This is a genomic window from Streptomyces sp. T39, assembly GCF_008042045.1.
In the GTDB taxonomy this organism is placed as follows: Bacteria; Actinomycetota; Actinomycetes; order Streptomycetales; family Streptomycetaceae; genus Streptomyces.
In genome coordinates this window covers 51,201-65,564 of the sequence record NZ_RDBP01000016.1, presented here as the reverse complement: position 1 = coordinate 65,564, position 14,364 = coordinate 51,201, and the positions used below count along the sequence as shown (strand labels likewise).

The 14,364-nt window shown below is 74.4% G+C and carries 11 protein-coding genes; 3 read left to right on the top strand and 8 right to left on the bottom strand.

Going from position 1 to position 14,364, the window contains the following annotated elements:
* Window positions 1-32: 32 nt before the first annotated feature.
* A complete protein-coding gene (locus EAO77_RS18945; protein ID WP_147989473.1) occupies window positions 33-452 on the bottom strand; it encodes a Fur family transcriptional regulator in 420 nt (139 codons plus the stop codon).
* A 240-nt stretch (window positions 453-692) separates the two neighbouring features.
* On the opposite strand from EAO77_RS18945, the gene katG reads away from it, so the two are divergent.
* Complete coding sequence (gene katG, locus EAO77_RS18940; protein ID WP_147989472.1) at window positions 693-2,921, top strand: catalase/peroxidase HPI; 2,229 nt, start codon at window positions 693-695, stop codon at window positions 2,919-2,921.
* 124 nt (window positions 2,922-3,045) lie between these two features.
* Here the strand turns inward: katG and EAO77_RS18935 are convergent, their stop codons facing one another.
* The 4 genes from EAO77_RS18935 to EAO77_RS18915 form a co-directional block, all read right to left on the bottom strand.
* The gene (locus tag EAO77_RS18935; protein WP_147989523.1) at window positions 3,046-3,234 is read right to left on the bottom strand and encodes a ferredoxin; all 189 of its coding nucleotides are present in this window, start codon (window positions 3,232-3,234) and stop codon (window positions 3,046-3,048) included.
* A gap of 34 nt (window positions 3,235-3,268) precedes the next feature.
* The gene (locus tag EAO77_RS18930) at window positions 3,269-4,462 is read right to left on the bottom strand and encodes a cytochrome P450 (RefSeq protein WP_147989471.1); all 1,194 of its coding nucleotides are present in this window, start codon (window positions 4,460-4,462) and stop codon (window positions 3,269-3,271) included.
* 391 nt (window positions 4,463-4,853) lie between these two features.
* A complete protein-coding gene (locus EAO77_RS18920) occupies window positions 4,854-6,146 on the bottom strand; it encodes a hypothetical protein (RefSeq protein WP_147989469.1) in 1,293 nt (430 codons plus the stop codon).
* A gap of 42 nt (window positions 6,147-6,188) precedes the next feature.
* A complete protein-coding gene (locus EAO77_RS18915; RefSeq protein WP_147989522.1) occupies window positions 6,189-7,289 on the bottom strand; it encodes a hypothetical protein in 1,101 nt (366 codons plus the stop codon).
* A gap of 421 nt (window positions 7,290-7,710) precedes the next feature.
* Between EAO77_RS18915 and EAO77_RS18910 the strand changes: the two genes are divergently transcribed.
* The gene (locus tag EAO77_RS18910) at window positions 7,711-8,511 is read left to right on the top strand and encodes a peptidoglycan DD-metalloendopeptidase family protein (protein ID WP_147989468.1); all 801 of its coding nucleotides are present in this window, start codon (window positions 7,711-7,713) and stop codon (window positions 8,509-8,511) included.
* A 184-nt stretch (window positions 8,512-8,695) separates the two neighbouring features.
* A complete protein-coding gene (locus EAO77_RS18905) occupies window positions 8,696-9,685 on the top strand; it encodes an ArsR/SmtB family transcription factor (RefSeq protein WP_261994020.1) in 990 nt (329 codons plus the stop codon).
* A gap of 82 nt (window positions 9,686-9,767) precedes the next feature.
* Here the strand turns inward: EAO77_RS18905 and EAO77_RS18900 are convergent, their stop codons facing one another.
* From EAO77_RS18900 to EAO77_RS18890, 3 genes are all read right to left on the bottom strand, one after another.
* On the bottom strand, window positions 9,768-10,478 hold the full coding sequence (locus tag EAO77_RS18900; RefSeq protein WP_147989466.1) for a hypothetical protein: 711 nt from the start codon (window positions 10,476-10,478) through the stop codon (window positions 9,768-9,770).
* A gap of 83 nt (window positions 10,479-10,561) precedes the next feature.
* Window positions 10,562-12,553, bottom strand: coding sequence for a SpoIIE family protein phosphatase (locus EAO77_RS18895; RefSeq protein ID WP_147989521.1), 1,992 nt, complete (start codon window positions 12,551-12,553; stop codon window positions 10,562-10,564).
* A gap of 298 nt (window positions 12,554-12,851) precedes the next feature.
* Window positions 12,852-14,072, bottom strand: a complete 1,221-nt coding sequence (locus EAO77_RS18890; RefSeq protein ID WP_147989465.1) for an MFS transporter — start codon at window positions 14,070-14,072, stop codon at window positions 12,852-12,854.
* Window positions 14,073-14,364 lie beyond the last annotated feature (292 nt).

Here is a 14,364-nt window from a genome sequence, read left to right as displayed (position 1 = left end):
GACGGAAGAACGGAAAAGGGGACGGAGAAGGGTCACGCGCAGGACGGACAGAGTCCGCGGTAGGTGATCAGCACCTCGTCCACGGTGAAGCCGAAGCGCTCGGCCGCCGGGAGGCCGGCCAGCCCCGCCAGGGCGTCGCCGTCCGGGTGCACGTCGCGGATGATGCCGCAGCCGGAGCAGACCAGGTGCTGGTGCGGGCGGTGGGCGTTGGGGTCGTACCGCTTGGCGCGGCCGTCGGTGGAGACCTCCACGACCTCCCCGAGCGAGACCAGTTCGCCCAGCGTGTTGTAGACCGTCGCGCGGGAGATCTCGGGCAGTCGCTGTGCCGCGCGGGCGTGCACCTCGTCGGCCGTGAGGTGCACGTGCTCACCGTCGAGGACTTCCGCGACGACGCGCCGCTGCGAGGTCACGCGCCAGCCGCGAGCCCGCAGCCGCTCCAGCAGGTCACTCATATCGGTTCGCCCTTTCTGGTGTCGCCGGGCACCCGGCGTTCACCGGGGAATGTCCGGAACCCGATGGGATACGAAACGCGCGAGCTTCTTGACCTGGACTGAGTCCATCGTAGGATCGGTTCCGGCAATAGCCAAGGGAGCCGGAGCACTCGGCGCGGCAGGAGGCGGCAGGAGTCCGTTCCCGGAGCGTCGGCGACGTACCCCGCGCACCACGATCCCGCCCGTCCGAAAGGATCCACCATGGTCGAGAACCCCGACGCGATCGTCACCGACGCCAAGACGGAAGAGAGCGGTGGCTGCCCCGTCGCGCACGGGCGCGCGCCCCACCCGACCCAGGGCGGCGGTAACCGCCAGTGGTGGTCCGAGCGGCTCAACGTGAAGATCCTCGCCAAGAACCCCGCCGTGGCGAACCCGCTCGGCGAGGACTTCGACTACGCGGCGGCGTTCACCTCCCTCGACCTGCCCGCCGTGAAGCGGGACATCGCGGAGGTGCTGACCACCTCCCAGGACTGGTGGCCCGCCGACTTCGGCCACTACGGCCCGTTCATCGTCCGGATGGCCTGGCACAGTGCCGGCACCTACCGGATCAGCGACGGCCGCGGCGGTGCGGGAGCCGGCCAGCAGCGCTTCGCCCCGCTCAACAGCTGGCCGGACAACGGAAACCTCGACAAGGCCCGCCGCCTGCTGTGGCCGGTGAAGAAGAAGTACGGCCAGGCGCTGTCCTGGGCCGACCTCATGATCCTCGCCGGCAACGTCGCCCTGGAGTCGATGGGCTTCGAGACGTTCGGCTTCGCCGGCGGCCGGGAGGACGTCTGGGAGCCGGAGGAGGACGTCTACTGGGGCCCCGAGAGCACCTGGCTCGGCGACGAGCGCTACACCGGCGACCGCCAGCTGGAGAGCCCCCTCGGCGCGGTGCAGATGGGCCTGATCTACGTCAACCCCGAGGGCCCCAACGGCACTCCGGACCCGATCGCCGCGGCCCGCGACATCCGTGAGACGTTCCGCCGGATGGCGATGAACGACGAGGAGACGGTCGCGCTGATCGCCGGCGGCCACACCTTCGGCAAGACCCACGGCGCCGGCCCCGCGGACGCCGTCGGCCCCGACCCGGAGGCCGCCCCGATCGAGGAGCAGGGCTTCGGCTGGCGCAACAGCCACGGCACCGGCAAGGGCGCCGACACGATCACCAGCGGCCTCGAGGGCATCTGGACCGACACGCCCACCGCCTGGGACAACAGCTTCTTCGACATCCTCTTCGGCTATGAGTGGGAGCTGTTCAAGAGCCCCGCCGGTGCGCACCAGTGGCGGCCGAAGGACGGCGCCGGCGCCGGCACGGTGCCCGACGCGCACGACCCGTCGAAGACCCACGCGCCGACGATGCTCACCACGGACCTGTCGCTCCGCTTCGACCCGGCCTACGAGCAGATCTCCCGCCGCTTCCACGAGAACCCGGCGGAGTTCGCCGACGCCTTCGCGCGGGCGTGGTTCAAGCTGACGCACCGTGACATGGGCCCGGTCGCCCGCTACCTCGGCCCCGAGGTCCCGAGCGAGACGCTGCTGTGGCAGGACCCGCTGCCCGAGGTGACCCACGAGCTCGTCGACGACGCGGACATCGCCGCCCTCAAGGCACAGGTCCTCGCCTCGGAGCTGACGGTCTCGCAGCTGGTGTCCACCGCGTGGGCCTCGGCCTCCTCCTTCCGTGGCAGCGACAAGCGCGGCGGCGCCAACGGCGCGCGCATCCGCCTCCAGCCGCAGAGCGGCTGGGAGGTCAACGAGCCCGACCGGCTGGCCGCCGTGCTGCGCACCCTCGAGGGCATCAAGGAGTCCTTCGACTCCGCGCAGACCGGTGGCAAGCGGGTGTCCCTCGCCGACCTGATCGTGCTCGCCGGTGCCGCCGCCGTCGAGCAGGCCACGAAGGACGCGGGCTTCGAGATCACGGTCCCGTTCACCCCGGGCCGCGTGGACGCCTCGCAGGAGCAGACGGACGTGGAGTCGTTCGCCGCCCTGGAGCCGGCCGCCGACGGGTTCCGCAACTACCTGGGCAAGGGCAACCGGCTCCCCGCGGAGTACCTGCTGATCGACCGGGCGAACCTGCTGACCCTGAGCGCCCCCGAGATGACGGTCCTCGTGGGCGGTCTGCGCGTCCTCGGCGCGAACGTGGACGGCTCGCAGACCGGTGTGCTCACCGCGTCGCCCCAGACCCTGACGAACGACTTCTTCGTCAACCTCCTCGACCTGGGCACCACCTGGACGGGGACCTCCGACGCGAACGTCTTCGAGGCCCGCGACGCCGTCACGGGCGAGGTGAAGTGGACGGGCAGCCGGGCCGACCTCGTCTTCGGGTCGAACTCCGAGCTGCGGGCCCTCGCCGAGGTCTACGCGAGCGACGACGCGAAGGAGAAGTTCGCCGCGGACTTCGTCGCGGCGTGGGACAAGGTCATGAACCTCGACCGGTTCGACCTGGTCTGATCCCGCCCGCACGGGCCGGCCGGCCATGCCGCCCGGCCCGTGCGGCGTTCGCGGCGGGGCGCCGGCGGCAGCCGGCGCGTCCGGCCCCCGGCCCGTCCCCTCTCCCGGGGCCGGGCCGCACGCGTCAGGGGCGGGGGCCGATCAGACGTGTGCCGTCACGCACCAGGATCGCCGCCGCCGGACAGGAGTCCGCCGCGTCGAGGGCCCGCTCGTCCGGGGGGATCCGGCCGTCCACGGGCTCCGCGCGGTCCTCGTCCCCGAGCCGGTAGAGATCGGGCGCGATTCCGGCGCACATGCCCGATCCCATGCACATCGCGCGGTCCACCTCCGTGGTCCACGACACCGGTTCACCACCCCACCGGCATGATCCGGGGCCCGCGCACGAGCATCCGGTTCTTCCAGGCGACGTCCCCCGCGAGGTGCAGTCCGGGCAGGCGCACGAGCAGCGCCTCCAGCGCCTCCTGGAGTTCCAGCCGCGCGAGCGGCGCACCGAGGCAGTGGTGGACGCCGTGGCCGAAGCCCAGGTGCTGGACCCCGGTGCGGGTCACGTCGAGCCGTCCGGGCGCGTCGAACCTGAGGGCGTCGCGGTTGGCGGCGCCCACCGCGACGAGGACGGGCTCACCGGCGCGGACGAGCGTTCCGCCGACCTCGACGTCCTCGGTGGCGTACCGGGGGAAGCCCGCTCCGCTGCCCAGCGGCACGAACCGCATCAGTTCCTCGACCGCTCCGCGGATCAGCTCGGGGCGCTCGCGCAGCAGTCTCGCCTGGTCCGGATGGTCGAGCAGGGCGTGGACGAAGTTCGGGATCTGGGTGGCCGTCGTCTCGTGCCCGGCGACGAGGATGCCGACGCACAGGTCGACCAGTTCCTGTTCGTCCAGCCGGTCACCGGTGTCGCGGGCCTCGATGAGGCCCGTCATCAGGTCGGGGCGGGGACGGCGCCGGTGGTCCTCGATCAGCAGCCGCATGTAGGCGCGCAACTCGTCGCGGCTGCGCAGGAACTCCTCGGCGGTCAGGGAGCTGGTGGACAGCGCCGCGTCGCTCCAGACGCGGAACCGGGGACGGTCCTCCTCCGGCACGCCGAGCATCCGGCAGATGACCGCCACCGGGATCGGCAGGGAGAAGTCCTCCACCAGGTCGGCCGGCGGCCCCTGCGCCTCCAGGCGGTCGAGCAGGTCATGCGTCAGGGCGCGCACCGCGGGCCGTAACTTCTCCACCTGGTGCACGGTGAATGCCTTCGCCACCAGGGTGCGCAGCCGGGTGTGGCCGGGCGGGTCCATGCTGAGGATGCCGCTGTCCTGGCGTCCTTCGGACTGGCGGGGTTCGTCGTGGCGGAGTGCTTCGGCACGGCTGAAGCGGCGGTCGCCGAGGACGAGCCGGGCGTCCGCGTACCGGGTGGCCAGCCAGGCCGGCTCGCCGTACGCAAGCTGCACCCGGATCAGGCCGGGGCGTTCCAGCGCCTGGCGGTAGGCGTCCGCCAGCCCCAGGCCGTCCGGTTCGTTGAACGGGTACGGGACGGGCGTCTGTTCGGCGGTGGCCGTCATCGTGGGACCTCCCTGGGTCGCCGGGGCAGTCCCCGGGTGCGGAGTCCGGGGCCCGGTGTCCCGAGAATCGGCCGCGGCGGCGAAGGGGGTCAACAGCGCCTTGTCGGCCATGGTCGCGCCGCTCCCGTGCGGGCGCGGCGGCGTGTTCACCGGCCGTCGCACGGTGTGCCGATCTCCACCACCCGTGCCCACGTGGGCGGCGGGTCGGGAACGGCGTCGGGATCGTCCCCGTCCCATCCGGAGACCGCGTCCGGCCGCGGGAACAGCCCCACCACCGTCCGGCACGGGGGCCGCCGGTCAGGCCAGGGCGTCCCGGGGATTTCCGGCGGCGGCACCGCGGGCGGCGCGGGCCCTCGGTGCCGTCGCCGTCCGTACGGCCGGGCGCGGGGATTCAGCAGGTCGGGACGCCGGGGAGCCAGCCTTCGGGGACGTCGATGTAGATGTTGGAGACGTAGCCGCCGTAGTCCGGCAGATAGGACCAGGCGTCGTTGCTCCAGCCGTCGATCTGCACGAGCTGGCCGCGGACCTGGCACTGGACGCGGACGGTGGTGGGGCCGGCGAGCTGGGCGACCCGGGTGGAGGCGGTGGTGGCCTGCTTGCGGATGTTGACGCCCATGCCCCAGGTCGGGAAGGAGCGGGTCGCCGCGCCGTCGCCGGTCCACAGATAGGTGACGGTGACCCAGCCGTTGTCGTCGAGGCCGACGTTGTAGAAGGTGCCGTCGGCCAGGTCGATGCCCGCCGGGTTGAGCACCCGGCGTCCGAATTCGTCGCGACCGCCGTTGTACCCGTTCTCGTAGGCCGCCTGCGCCTCCGGCTTGCCCTGCGGCAGGTCCTTGAAGGTCTCGCGGACGGAGGAGGGGTTCCAGTGGTCGTCGTGGGTGTTCCAGGGGCCGACGTCCCAGACCGGTGCCGTCTCGCACCGGGCCGGGCCGCAGACGCGCACGGAGTACTCGGCGCTGCCCTTGGGGGACAGCCCGCGCCGCGACGGCAGGGCGACGAAGTGGTCGTCGGGCACGATCACATGGCCGTTGGCGGTGGTCCCGCCGACCAGTCCCTCGCGGGTGGCGAAGACCCGGGCGGAGAACGGTGCGGCGGCGGATGCGGCCGAGGCCCCGGCCCCGGCGGCGGGGGCGCCGAGTTCGGCGCTCAGGCCGAGGCCGCGGATCTCCGGGGTGGTGCCCGCCGGTGCGCCGACGAGTGTGAGGCGGGCCTGGACCTCGGTGACGGCCCGGGGCAGTACGGCGGGTTCACCGGCGCGCGCCTCGCGCCATTCGGTCCAGCGGCCGAGGCCGTCGCGCCCGCGCACGTCGACGGCCGTCCTGGTGCCGGCCGGTGTGGTGGCGTCGAGGTCGACGGCGATCCGGTTCACGGCCCGGTCGAGCACGCGGGCGGGCAGCACGGCCGTGCCCTGGCCCTGGCGGGCCCGGACGGAGGCGGGCCGCAGGCGGCCGTCCCGCAGTCGCAGGGAGCCGTCGGCGCGGGTGATGTTGGCTTCGTCGCCGGTGCCGGCCGCGAGGTCCGCCCGCCAGGTCACCGGCCCGGGAGCGCGGTTCGCCACCGGGTCCTGCGCGGCGGCCGGGCCGGAGCCGAGGACGAGGGCGGACAGGGCGGTCAGCGACGCGGCGCACACGGGCAGGCGGCGTCCGGGGCGCCGGGCGGTGCGGGGTCTGTCGGTGCGGCGCATGGTGCGCCTCCTTCTGGTCGTGGGGGGTGTGGGGGGAAAGGGTCAGGGGCAGTCCGGGACGCCCGGCAGCGTGCTGTCGGGCGAGCTGATGTAGATCTGGGTGATCCAGCCGCCGTACTGCGGCAGATACGCCCACCAGTCGTTGTCGTACGGGGGAACGGTGACCCGTTCGCCCCGGCCCTGGCAGCCCACCAGGACCTCGACGCCGGCCGGGAGGGTGGTGAGGTGGGCGGAGGCGGTACTCGCCGCGGCCCGGACCCGCACACCGCTCCCCCAGGTGCCGAACCGGGTGCCCGCGGGGCGGACGGCACCGGGCACGTCGAGTGAGTCGGTGAGCCGGGTGACCCTGCCGTACGCGGTGCCGTAGGGCGTGCCGTCGGGGTGGAGGGTGAGGACGGCGACCACGGTCCGGTCGCCGGGACCGACGGTGCCGGTGGTGTGGAGCGCCTCGGACACCAGGTCCAGGGAGGCGGCGGGGGCGGCGGTGCCGGTGGTGTGGAGCGCGCCGGCCCTGGGCACGGTGGCAGGCGCGGCGGCGGTGCCGGTGGTGTGGAGCGCGCCGGCCCTGGGCACGGTGGCAGGCGCGGCGGCGGTGCAGCCTCCGGAGGTGAAGCCGGACCAGCCCTGCTTGACCGCCCGGGGCCCGTCGAAGGCGGAGGGGATGCCGAAGTACTGGTCGAATCCGTCGTTCCCGCAGCGGGTGGCCGAGTGCAGCGCGTCCATCACGAAGGTGCGCACGGCAGCCGGTGCGGTCTCCAGGATGTGGCGGTAGACCCGGACGGTGTCGGACGCCGTCGTCGCCGTGTAACCCCAGTGGCCCGGGTGGGTGGCGGGCGGCGGGACGGTGCCGGTGAGCCCCAGGCGGGACGCCGTGCGGGTGACGACGGCACTGCCGCCGCGGGCGGCCCAGTAGTGGCTCGCCGCGGCGTCGTCGCTGCTGCGCAGCATGGCGGTGAGGCGCACCCGGTCGGCCTCGGGCAGGGCGGCGGGTCCGCCGTCGCCGAGCACGTCGAGGGCGAGCAGCAGTTTCACCAGCGATGCGGACCGGAACCGCCGGTCCGCGTCGTGGAGTTCGGTGAACCGTCCGGTGTCGCGGTCGTACACGGCGACCCCCGCCGTCGTGCCGGCGGGGATGTCGGGCATGGTGCGGGCCTCCGTTCTCTCGGCGGCCGGGCCCGGCGCCGCGGCCGGGGCGGCGGCGGGCCACCGGTGGGGCGTCCGGGGTACGGCGGCGGCCGGTCCGGTGAGCAGGGCGGTGAGCACGACGAGCAGCGCGGTGACGGCGGCCACCGTCGCGTGCCGGGGCGGAGCTCCGGGCCGATGATGCCGGGGCATGGGTCACGGACTCCTCGGGGGTGTGGGGGGACGGCTGACGGGCCGTCGGGTGTCCGGTGCGCGGACGCCAGCGTGAGGAGCACCGGCGTCCGGCGCAAGGGATTCGTTCCTGGTCGAAGAAGCCCGTCGCGCGCTTGTCAGGGCATCGTCCCCCCGTTACGTTCCCGACGTCTCACAGGCCCCCGGCCCGGCGCGTCGCCGCCCGGCCCTCCCCCACCCAGGAGCAATCGTGAGGTTCCTCAGACGACTTCCGGCCCTGGCCGCCGCCGCGCTGCTGGCGCTGGCCGGTCTCTCGGCGTCCCCGGCGCAGGCCGGGGAGTCCGCGGTGACCGCCGCGCCCGCCTTCAAGGCGCCGTACCCCTGCGGGCAGCGGTGGACCTACAGCCACCACTCGGCGGAGGTCCGCCGCGCCCTCGACTTCGTCCGCGCCGACGGCGGTGCGACCGCGGGCACTCCGGTGCTCGCGTCGGCGGCGGGCACGGCCACCCGGCACTCCCAGCCCAGCGGCGCCGGCAACTACGTCGTGGTGGACCACGGCGGCGGCTGGAAGACGTACTACTTCCACCTGGCCGCCTACTCGGTGGCGAACGGCGCCTGGGTGGGCCAGGGCCAGCAGATCGGGACCACCGGGAGCACCGGCAACTCCTCCGGCGCGCACATCCACTACGAGCAGCTCTACAACGGTGTGGGCCAGAACATCGTGATCAACGGCGCCGGGCTGTCCTACCCGGGCGGCTACCACCAGGCGTACCTGACGAGCGACAACGGCTGCGGTGGCAGCGGCGTCGCGTTCACCACCTGGGGCAGCGGCGTCAACGTCCGTGCCGACGCCCGCCTCTCCGCGGCCGTCGTGACCACGCTCGCCGGCCCGACGGCCGTGCGGGTGCTCTGCCAGAAGCAGGGCGACACCGTCAACGCGGAGGGCTACTCCAACAACTGGTGGAGCAAGCTCCGCGACCAGAACGGTTTCATCAGCAACATCTACATCGACCATCCCAGCGCCCAGCTGCCCGGCGTCCCCCTCTGCTGACGCGTCAGCCCGCCGGTACGCGGCGGCGCACGGGGCGGGGCCGTCCGGGCCGGATCCGGACGGCCCCGTCGGCGCCCGCGGCCGGTTGTATGACATGGCTGCGCCAACCGCGCAACGCGCATAGACTGCCGCTGGACCGGCGCCGTCAGGCGCCCCTGACCACCGGGGGTGCACAGTGCTGCGGGTGGATTTCACCAGCCAGGAGCTGGTCCGGCTGCGCGTCGCCGCCGGTGTGGACCCGCTCTGGGAGACCGCGCTCAGCCTCCATCTGCTCCAGAACCGGGCGGCTCCGCTCACCTACGGATCCTGGCGCCGCGAGGTGGGCGCCGCGCTGCAGCGCTCCGGGCTGCTGCCGGCCGTGCGCGAGCTGATGCGGCTCTGCCCCGACGGCGCGTACTTCCCCGACTTCCTGACGCCCGGGCGCGGCGACACCGATCTCGACACCGGCCTCGACCGTCTGCTCGCCACCCCCCGGCACCGGCTGCTGGCCGAACTGACGCGGCTCCACGCCCACACCCGGGGCCCGGTCCCGCCCGGTGTGCGGCTGCTCGCCGAGGGCTCCCCGCAGGCGCTGCGCCGGCTCGGCGCCTCACTGCGCGCGTACTACCGCGTCGCCGTCGAGCCCTACCTTCCGGTGATGCGGGCCGAGGCGGCGTCCGACCGCGCGCGACGGGCCGAGGCGGCCCTCGCCCACGGCGCCGAGGGCATGCTGACGGGCTACGACGACCTGCCCGGCTGGGAGTACCGGCAGGGCCGGCTGTGCGCCCCCTACCCCGTGGACCGCGCGCTGCTGCTGCGCGGCAGGGCGCTGACGCTGGTGCCGGCCTTCTTCTGCGTGCGCGCGCCGCTCGTCCTCGTGAACGAGTCGCTGCCGCCGGTCCTCGTCCATCCGCTCGCGCCCGCGCCGGGCTGGCTGGAACGCCGCCGCGACGCGACGGCCGCGCCGGCGGCGCAGCTCATCGGAGCCTCGCGCGCCGAACTGCTGCGGATGCTGAACCACCCGATGACCACCACCGACATCGCCAACGCGCTTCGACTGGCCCCCTCCACGGCGAGTCGGCACGCCTCGGTCCTCCGCGAGGCGGGACTGCTCCTGTCGCAGCGGCAGGGCCTGCGGGTGCTCCACCGCAGGACCCGGCTGGGCGAGGCGCTCCTCGACGGCGCGCTCGGCTGATCCCGCGGGGACGGGTCCCGGTCCGAGGACGGTCCCGTCGGCTCCCGGCCCTCCGCACCCGCCTCACTCCGGCCGAACGGTGTCAGAAGAGGAAGTCGTCGGTCAGGACGCACCCGTCGACGAGGGCGGGCGCGGTCCTGACGTCGCCCCGGGCCTCGAAGGCGGGATTGCAGTTGAGGACGAGCAGGTGCGACGCGGAGAGACGGCGCAGCACGCCGGGGTCGACCGCGATGACGGCGAAATCCCGGCCGACGGCGAACCCGCCGTCGATCCCCGCATCGGGGTCGGCGCCGAGGCGGTCGGCGATGTCGGCGTGGTAGGCCTTCTGGAACGCCTTCATGCCCTCGCCGGTGCCGGTGAAGAAGACGCGCAGGCGGCTGCCGCCCCCTTCGTCGCAGACGCCGCGGAAGCGGACGCCCCAGCTCTCGTCGAACTTCTCGTCCATGGCGTAGTAGCGCGTGTCGGAGGGGTCGATGCTGTACTGCTCGCAGGTCGTGAAGCGCTGGACGTACTCCCCCGCCGCCATGACCGACCCGGCCTCCGGCAGGTTGTCGAGCATGAACCGCTCGCGGGTGGTGAGACCGTCGGGGCCCTCGGCGCCGCCGGTGCCGCCTCCGTTGCGCCCGGCGGACTCCCCGTCGGCGCCGTCCTCCGCCGCGCCGGCCCCCTGCGCACCCGGGGACTCCACGGCGGGGAGGCCGACCGGAGCCCGCCCGGCGCCCGAGGCCGCGTCGCCGTCCTCGCAGGCCGTCAGCGACAGCACCGCCGCCAGCGAGACCAGAGCGGCCGTCATCTTCCTTGCGCCGTACATGTGTTACCCCCGTGGACCGCACCCGTTCGTGCCACCGGGACCCTAGGGCATGGACATGGCGAAGATCAAAAACGTCCCTGCGGGCGGACCATCAGGACCGCCACGTCGTCCTGCGCCGGGCCGGGCAGCAGTTCGCCGAGCACGGCGTCGCACAGCGCGTCCAGCGGCCGGTCGTGGTGCCGCAGCGCCGACGCGAGCCGCGCCAGGCCGTGGTCGAGGTCCCTGCCACGGGTCTCGATGAGCCCGTCCGTGTAGAGGGCCAGCACGCTGCCCGGGGGGAGATCGACGTGCTCGGCCCGGAAGTCCTGCCCGCCGGTGCCGAGCGGCGTGCCGGACGGGCCGTCGAGGAAGGCGACCGATCCGCCCAACGCGACGACGGGCGGCGGGTGACCCGCCCGGGCCACCAGGCATCCGCCGGACGCGGGGTCGTGCACGGCGTAGACGCAGGTCGCCATCTCGTCCTCGCCCATGTCGGCCACGACGGCGTCGAGCGACCGGAGCATTCCGGCGGGGTCGACGTCGTGCCGGGCCAGCGTGCGCACCGCCGTGCGCAGCTGCCCCATGACGGCGGCGGCGCGCACCCCGTGGCCGACGACGTCCCCGATGACCAGTCCGGTCCGGCCGCCCGGGAGGGTGATGGCGTCGAACCAGTCGCCGCCGACGTCGTGTTCGCCGGCCGGCAGATAGCGTCCGGTGAGTTCCAGTCCGGCGACGGTGGGCAGCGGGCTGTTGGTCAGGCTGCGCTGCAGGGTGCGGGCCGCCGCGCGCTGACGGGTGTACATCAGCGCGTTGTCGATGTTGAGGGCCGCCCGCGCCACCACCTCGTCGATCAGCACCGCGTCCTGCCCGCCGAACGGCTCGCGGCCGGCGAGCCGCGTCACGATGACGGCGCCGAGCACCTTGCCGCGCGCCACCAGCGGGATCAGCCGCGCCGAGCCGAGGGTCATCAGGTACTCGCGCAGCCGGTCGGCGCGGGGGTCGGTGATGAGCGCCGGGACGTCGGCGCGGCCGAGGTCCATGGGACGCCCGTCGGCGATGACCCGCTCGTAGAACGAGCCGCTCGGGATGCGGGACGTCGTGCCCGCCACCAGTCTCGCCGTCGGCGCGGACGGATCCGGGAACCGGGCGGCCATGCGGCGCACCACACCACGGGTGGACGCCGCCGAGTCGTCGGGGGCGATCAGCTCCTCCAGGAGCTGGACGTCGGCCGAGTCGGCGAGCCGGGGCACCAGGACCTGGACGACCTCCTCGGCGGTCTGCCCCAGGTCCAGGGTGGTGCCGATGCGGGTGCCGGCCTCCGCGAGCAGGGCGAAGCGGCGCCGCGCGCGCTCCGCCGCAGCCGCCGCCCGCTGGGCCTGGGTGATGTCGATCAGCGAGGCGATGACGCCGAGCGTGCGGCCGCTCCCGTCCACCAGTGGCGCGTACGAGCAGGACCAGGTGCGGTCGCGGTCCGGGTCCGCCGGGGTCCGCCCCGTGCGGCGGACGTCGACCACGGCCCTGCCGCTCTCCATGACCTCGCGCATCATGGCCTCCAGCGCGACGGCGTTCACCCCCGGCACGACGTCCGTCAGCCTGCGGCCCAGGTGCTCCGCGGCCGAGACCCCGTTCATCCGGGCGAGCGCCTCGTTGACCCGCAGGAAACGCAGATCGGTGCCGAGGGTGGCCAGGCCGATGGGCGACTGGGTGAAGAGGCTCTCCAGGGCGGCCAGGGAGTCGCGCATGCGCAGGACCTGCGAGGTCTCGACGGCGATCAGCAGCGCTCCCGCGCGTCCCTGCGCGTCGGCGGCGGGCACGATCCACATCTCCATCGTGACGGGGCGCCCGTCCTCGTGGCGCACCGACAGCGTGCCGACCACGGTCTCTCCCGCGTGGACGCGCCGGGTGAGCTGGTCCGCGAGCTCCCGGTTGCCCTCGGGGACGAGCAGCTCCGCCGCGGGCCGTCCGAGCACGTCCGCGCCCCGGTGCCCGAGCAGGTCCTGGGCGGCGAGCGACCACTCGACGATGTGCCCGTCCGCGTCCTCGCGCCACAGGGCGATGGGGAGCAGTTCGCGGAGCACACCGGCGTACCCGACAGCATCCAGGGGCTGCTCCGGCGTCCGGTCCGTCCGCGAGTCCGCGTCCAAGGTACGACCTCACCACAGGGAACGTCTGGTACGAAATCACCCTAGCCGAGACCGTGGGAACGGACCGTGACCGTGAGCGGTCGCGCGCAGGGCATCGCGGGGCGCCCGGGGCGCGGTGCGGCGCGGGCGCGGGCGGGGCGCGGTGCGGCGCGGGCGCGGGCGGGGCGCCTCCGTACCTGGCCGCCCGGCAGCCGGGCGGTCAGGCGGTGTCGCGCCCGGGGGCGCCGGGCGGTCAGGCGGTGTCGCGCCCGGGGGCGGTCCGCGCGAGCCACGCCCCGGTGAACGCGGCCAGCGCGGTCACGCAGGCGGTGAAGGTCAGGCCGGCGTCCCGCAGGCCGAGCCACACGGTCAGCGCTCCCACCCCGATGACGGGCAGCGAGATGCCCGCGTACGCCACCACGAAGAACGAGGAGACCGTCGCGGCGCGGTGCGCCGCGGGGGCGGCGTCGCCGACCGCCGTCAGCCCCGACCGGAAGGCGAGGCCCTGGCCGATGCCGCCGCACACCCCGCCGAGCACCAGCAGGGGCAGGGACTTCACCCAGAGCGAGGAGCCGACGAGCAGCAGTCCGGCGACCAGCACCAGGCAGCCGAGCGGGAGGGCCGTGCGGGCCGCGAACCGGCCGGTCAGCGCCTGACCGCCGGTCGAGGCGAGGAAGACGGTGAAGACGACCACTCCGCAGACCGCGAGGTTCTTCTCGCCGAGGGTCTCGGCGAGGAAGCTCGGCGCCACGGCGGTGAACAGCCCGAGGAGGCTGAAACCGGCGAAGGCGGCCATGGCGGCGGGGGCGAAGACGCCCCGCACCTGGGGCGGCGCGTACAGGCCCTGTGGCTGGGGCCGGGCGCCGGGGCGGGCGTTCCCGACCGTCTCGGGCAGCGCCAGCACGACGGTCGCCGCGACGGCCAGCAGGGCCAGATGTGTGAGGAAGGGCAGTGTCAGGGGCCACGGCGCGTACTCGGCGAGGAAGCCGGCGAGCAGCGGTCCGCAGCCGAGGCCGCCCATGTTCGCCGCCGTCGCGGCGAAGCCCGCGCGCGACCGTCGCCCGGGGGGCGCGAGTTCCATGACCGTGACGGTGCCGGCCCCGCTGAGCAGCCCGGCCGAGAATCCGGAGAGCAGCCGGCCCGCGTAGAGGAGCGGCAGTCCGTCCTCCAGGAGGAAGCAGACGGCGCTGGCCGCGGCGAACGCCAGCGCGCACAGCAGGACGGGGCGGCGGCCGGCTGTGTCGGAGTGGTTGCCGGCCAGCAGGAGGGTGAGGATGACGCCGGCCGCGTACGTGGCGAAGACCAGCGTCACCGTCAGCTCCGAGAAGCCGAGTTCATCGCGGTAGAGGCCGTAGAGCGGGGTGGGGAGGGTGGTGCCGGCCATCCCCGCGGCGAAGACCGCGGCCGCCGCGAGGTATCCGGGGCGTCGGCGGGAGGTGCCGGTGGTGCCGGCACGCGGAGCGCTTCTGCTCATGCGGATCACCCTAAGGTCCGCCCGCAGCCGGGGCGCGCGGCGTCCGGTGCGTGCCGTCGCACGGCGCGGGACCCTCCTCGCACCGGACGTGCCCGGGTGCCTGACGACGCGGCATGAGTGCGTACCGGACGCCGCGCGCCCCGGCTGCGGGCGGACCTTAGGGTGATCCGCATGAGCAGAAGCGCTCCGCGTGCCGGCACCACCGGCACCTCCCGCCGACGCCCCGGATACCTCGCGGCGGCCGCGGTCTTCGCCGCGGGGATGGCCGGCACCACCCTCCCCACCCCGCTCT

Bases quoted from the DNA above. Each gene is read 5' to 3' on its own strand.
- EAO77_RS18945 (WP_147989473.1), bottom strand. From the start codon at position 452: ATGAGTGACCTGCTGGAGCGGCTGCGGGCTCGCGGCTGGCGCGTGACC.
- EAO77_RS18890 (WP_147989465.1), bottom strand. From the start codon at position 14,072: ATGAGCAGAAGCGCTCCGCGTGCCGGCACCACCGGCACCTCCCGCCGA.
- EAO77_RS18920 (WP_147989469.1), bottom strand. From the start codon at position 6,146: ATGCGCCGCACCGACAGACCCCGCACCGCCCGGCGCCCCGGACGCCGC.
- katG (WP_147989472.1), top strand. From the start codon at position 693: ATGGTCGAGAACCCCGACGCGATCGTCACCGACGCCAAGACGGAAGAG.
- EAO77_RS18930 (WP_147989471.1), bottom strand. From the start codon at position 4,462: ATGACGGCCACCGCCGAACAGACGCCCGTCCCGTACCCGTTCAACGAA.
- EAO77_RS18935 (WP_147989523.1), bottom strand. From the start codon at position 3,234: ATGTGCATGGGATCGGGCATGTGCGCCGGAATCGCGCCCGATCTCTAC.
- EAO77_RS18915 (WP_147989522.1), bottom strand. From the start codon at position 7,289: ATGCCCGACATCCCCGCCGGCACGACGGCGGGGGTCGCCGTGTACGAC.
- EAO77_RS18900 (WP_147989466.1), bottom strand. From the start codon at position 10,478: ATGACGGCCGCTCTGGTCTCGCTGGCGGCGGTGCTGTCGCTGACGGCC.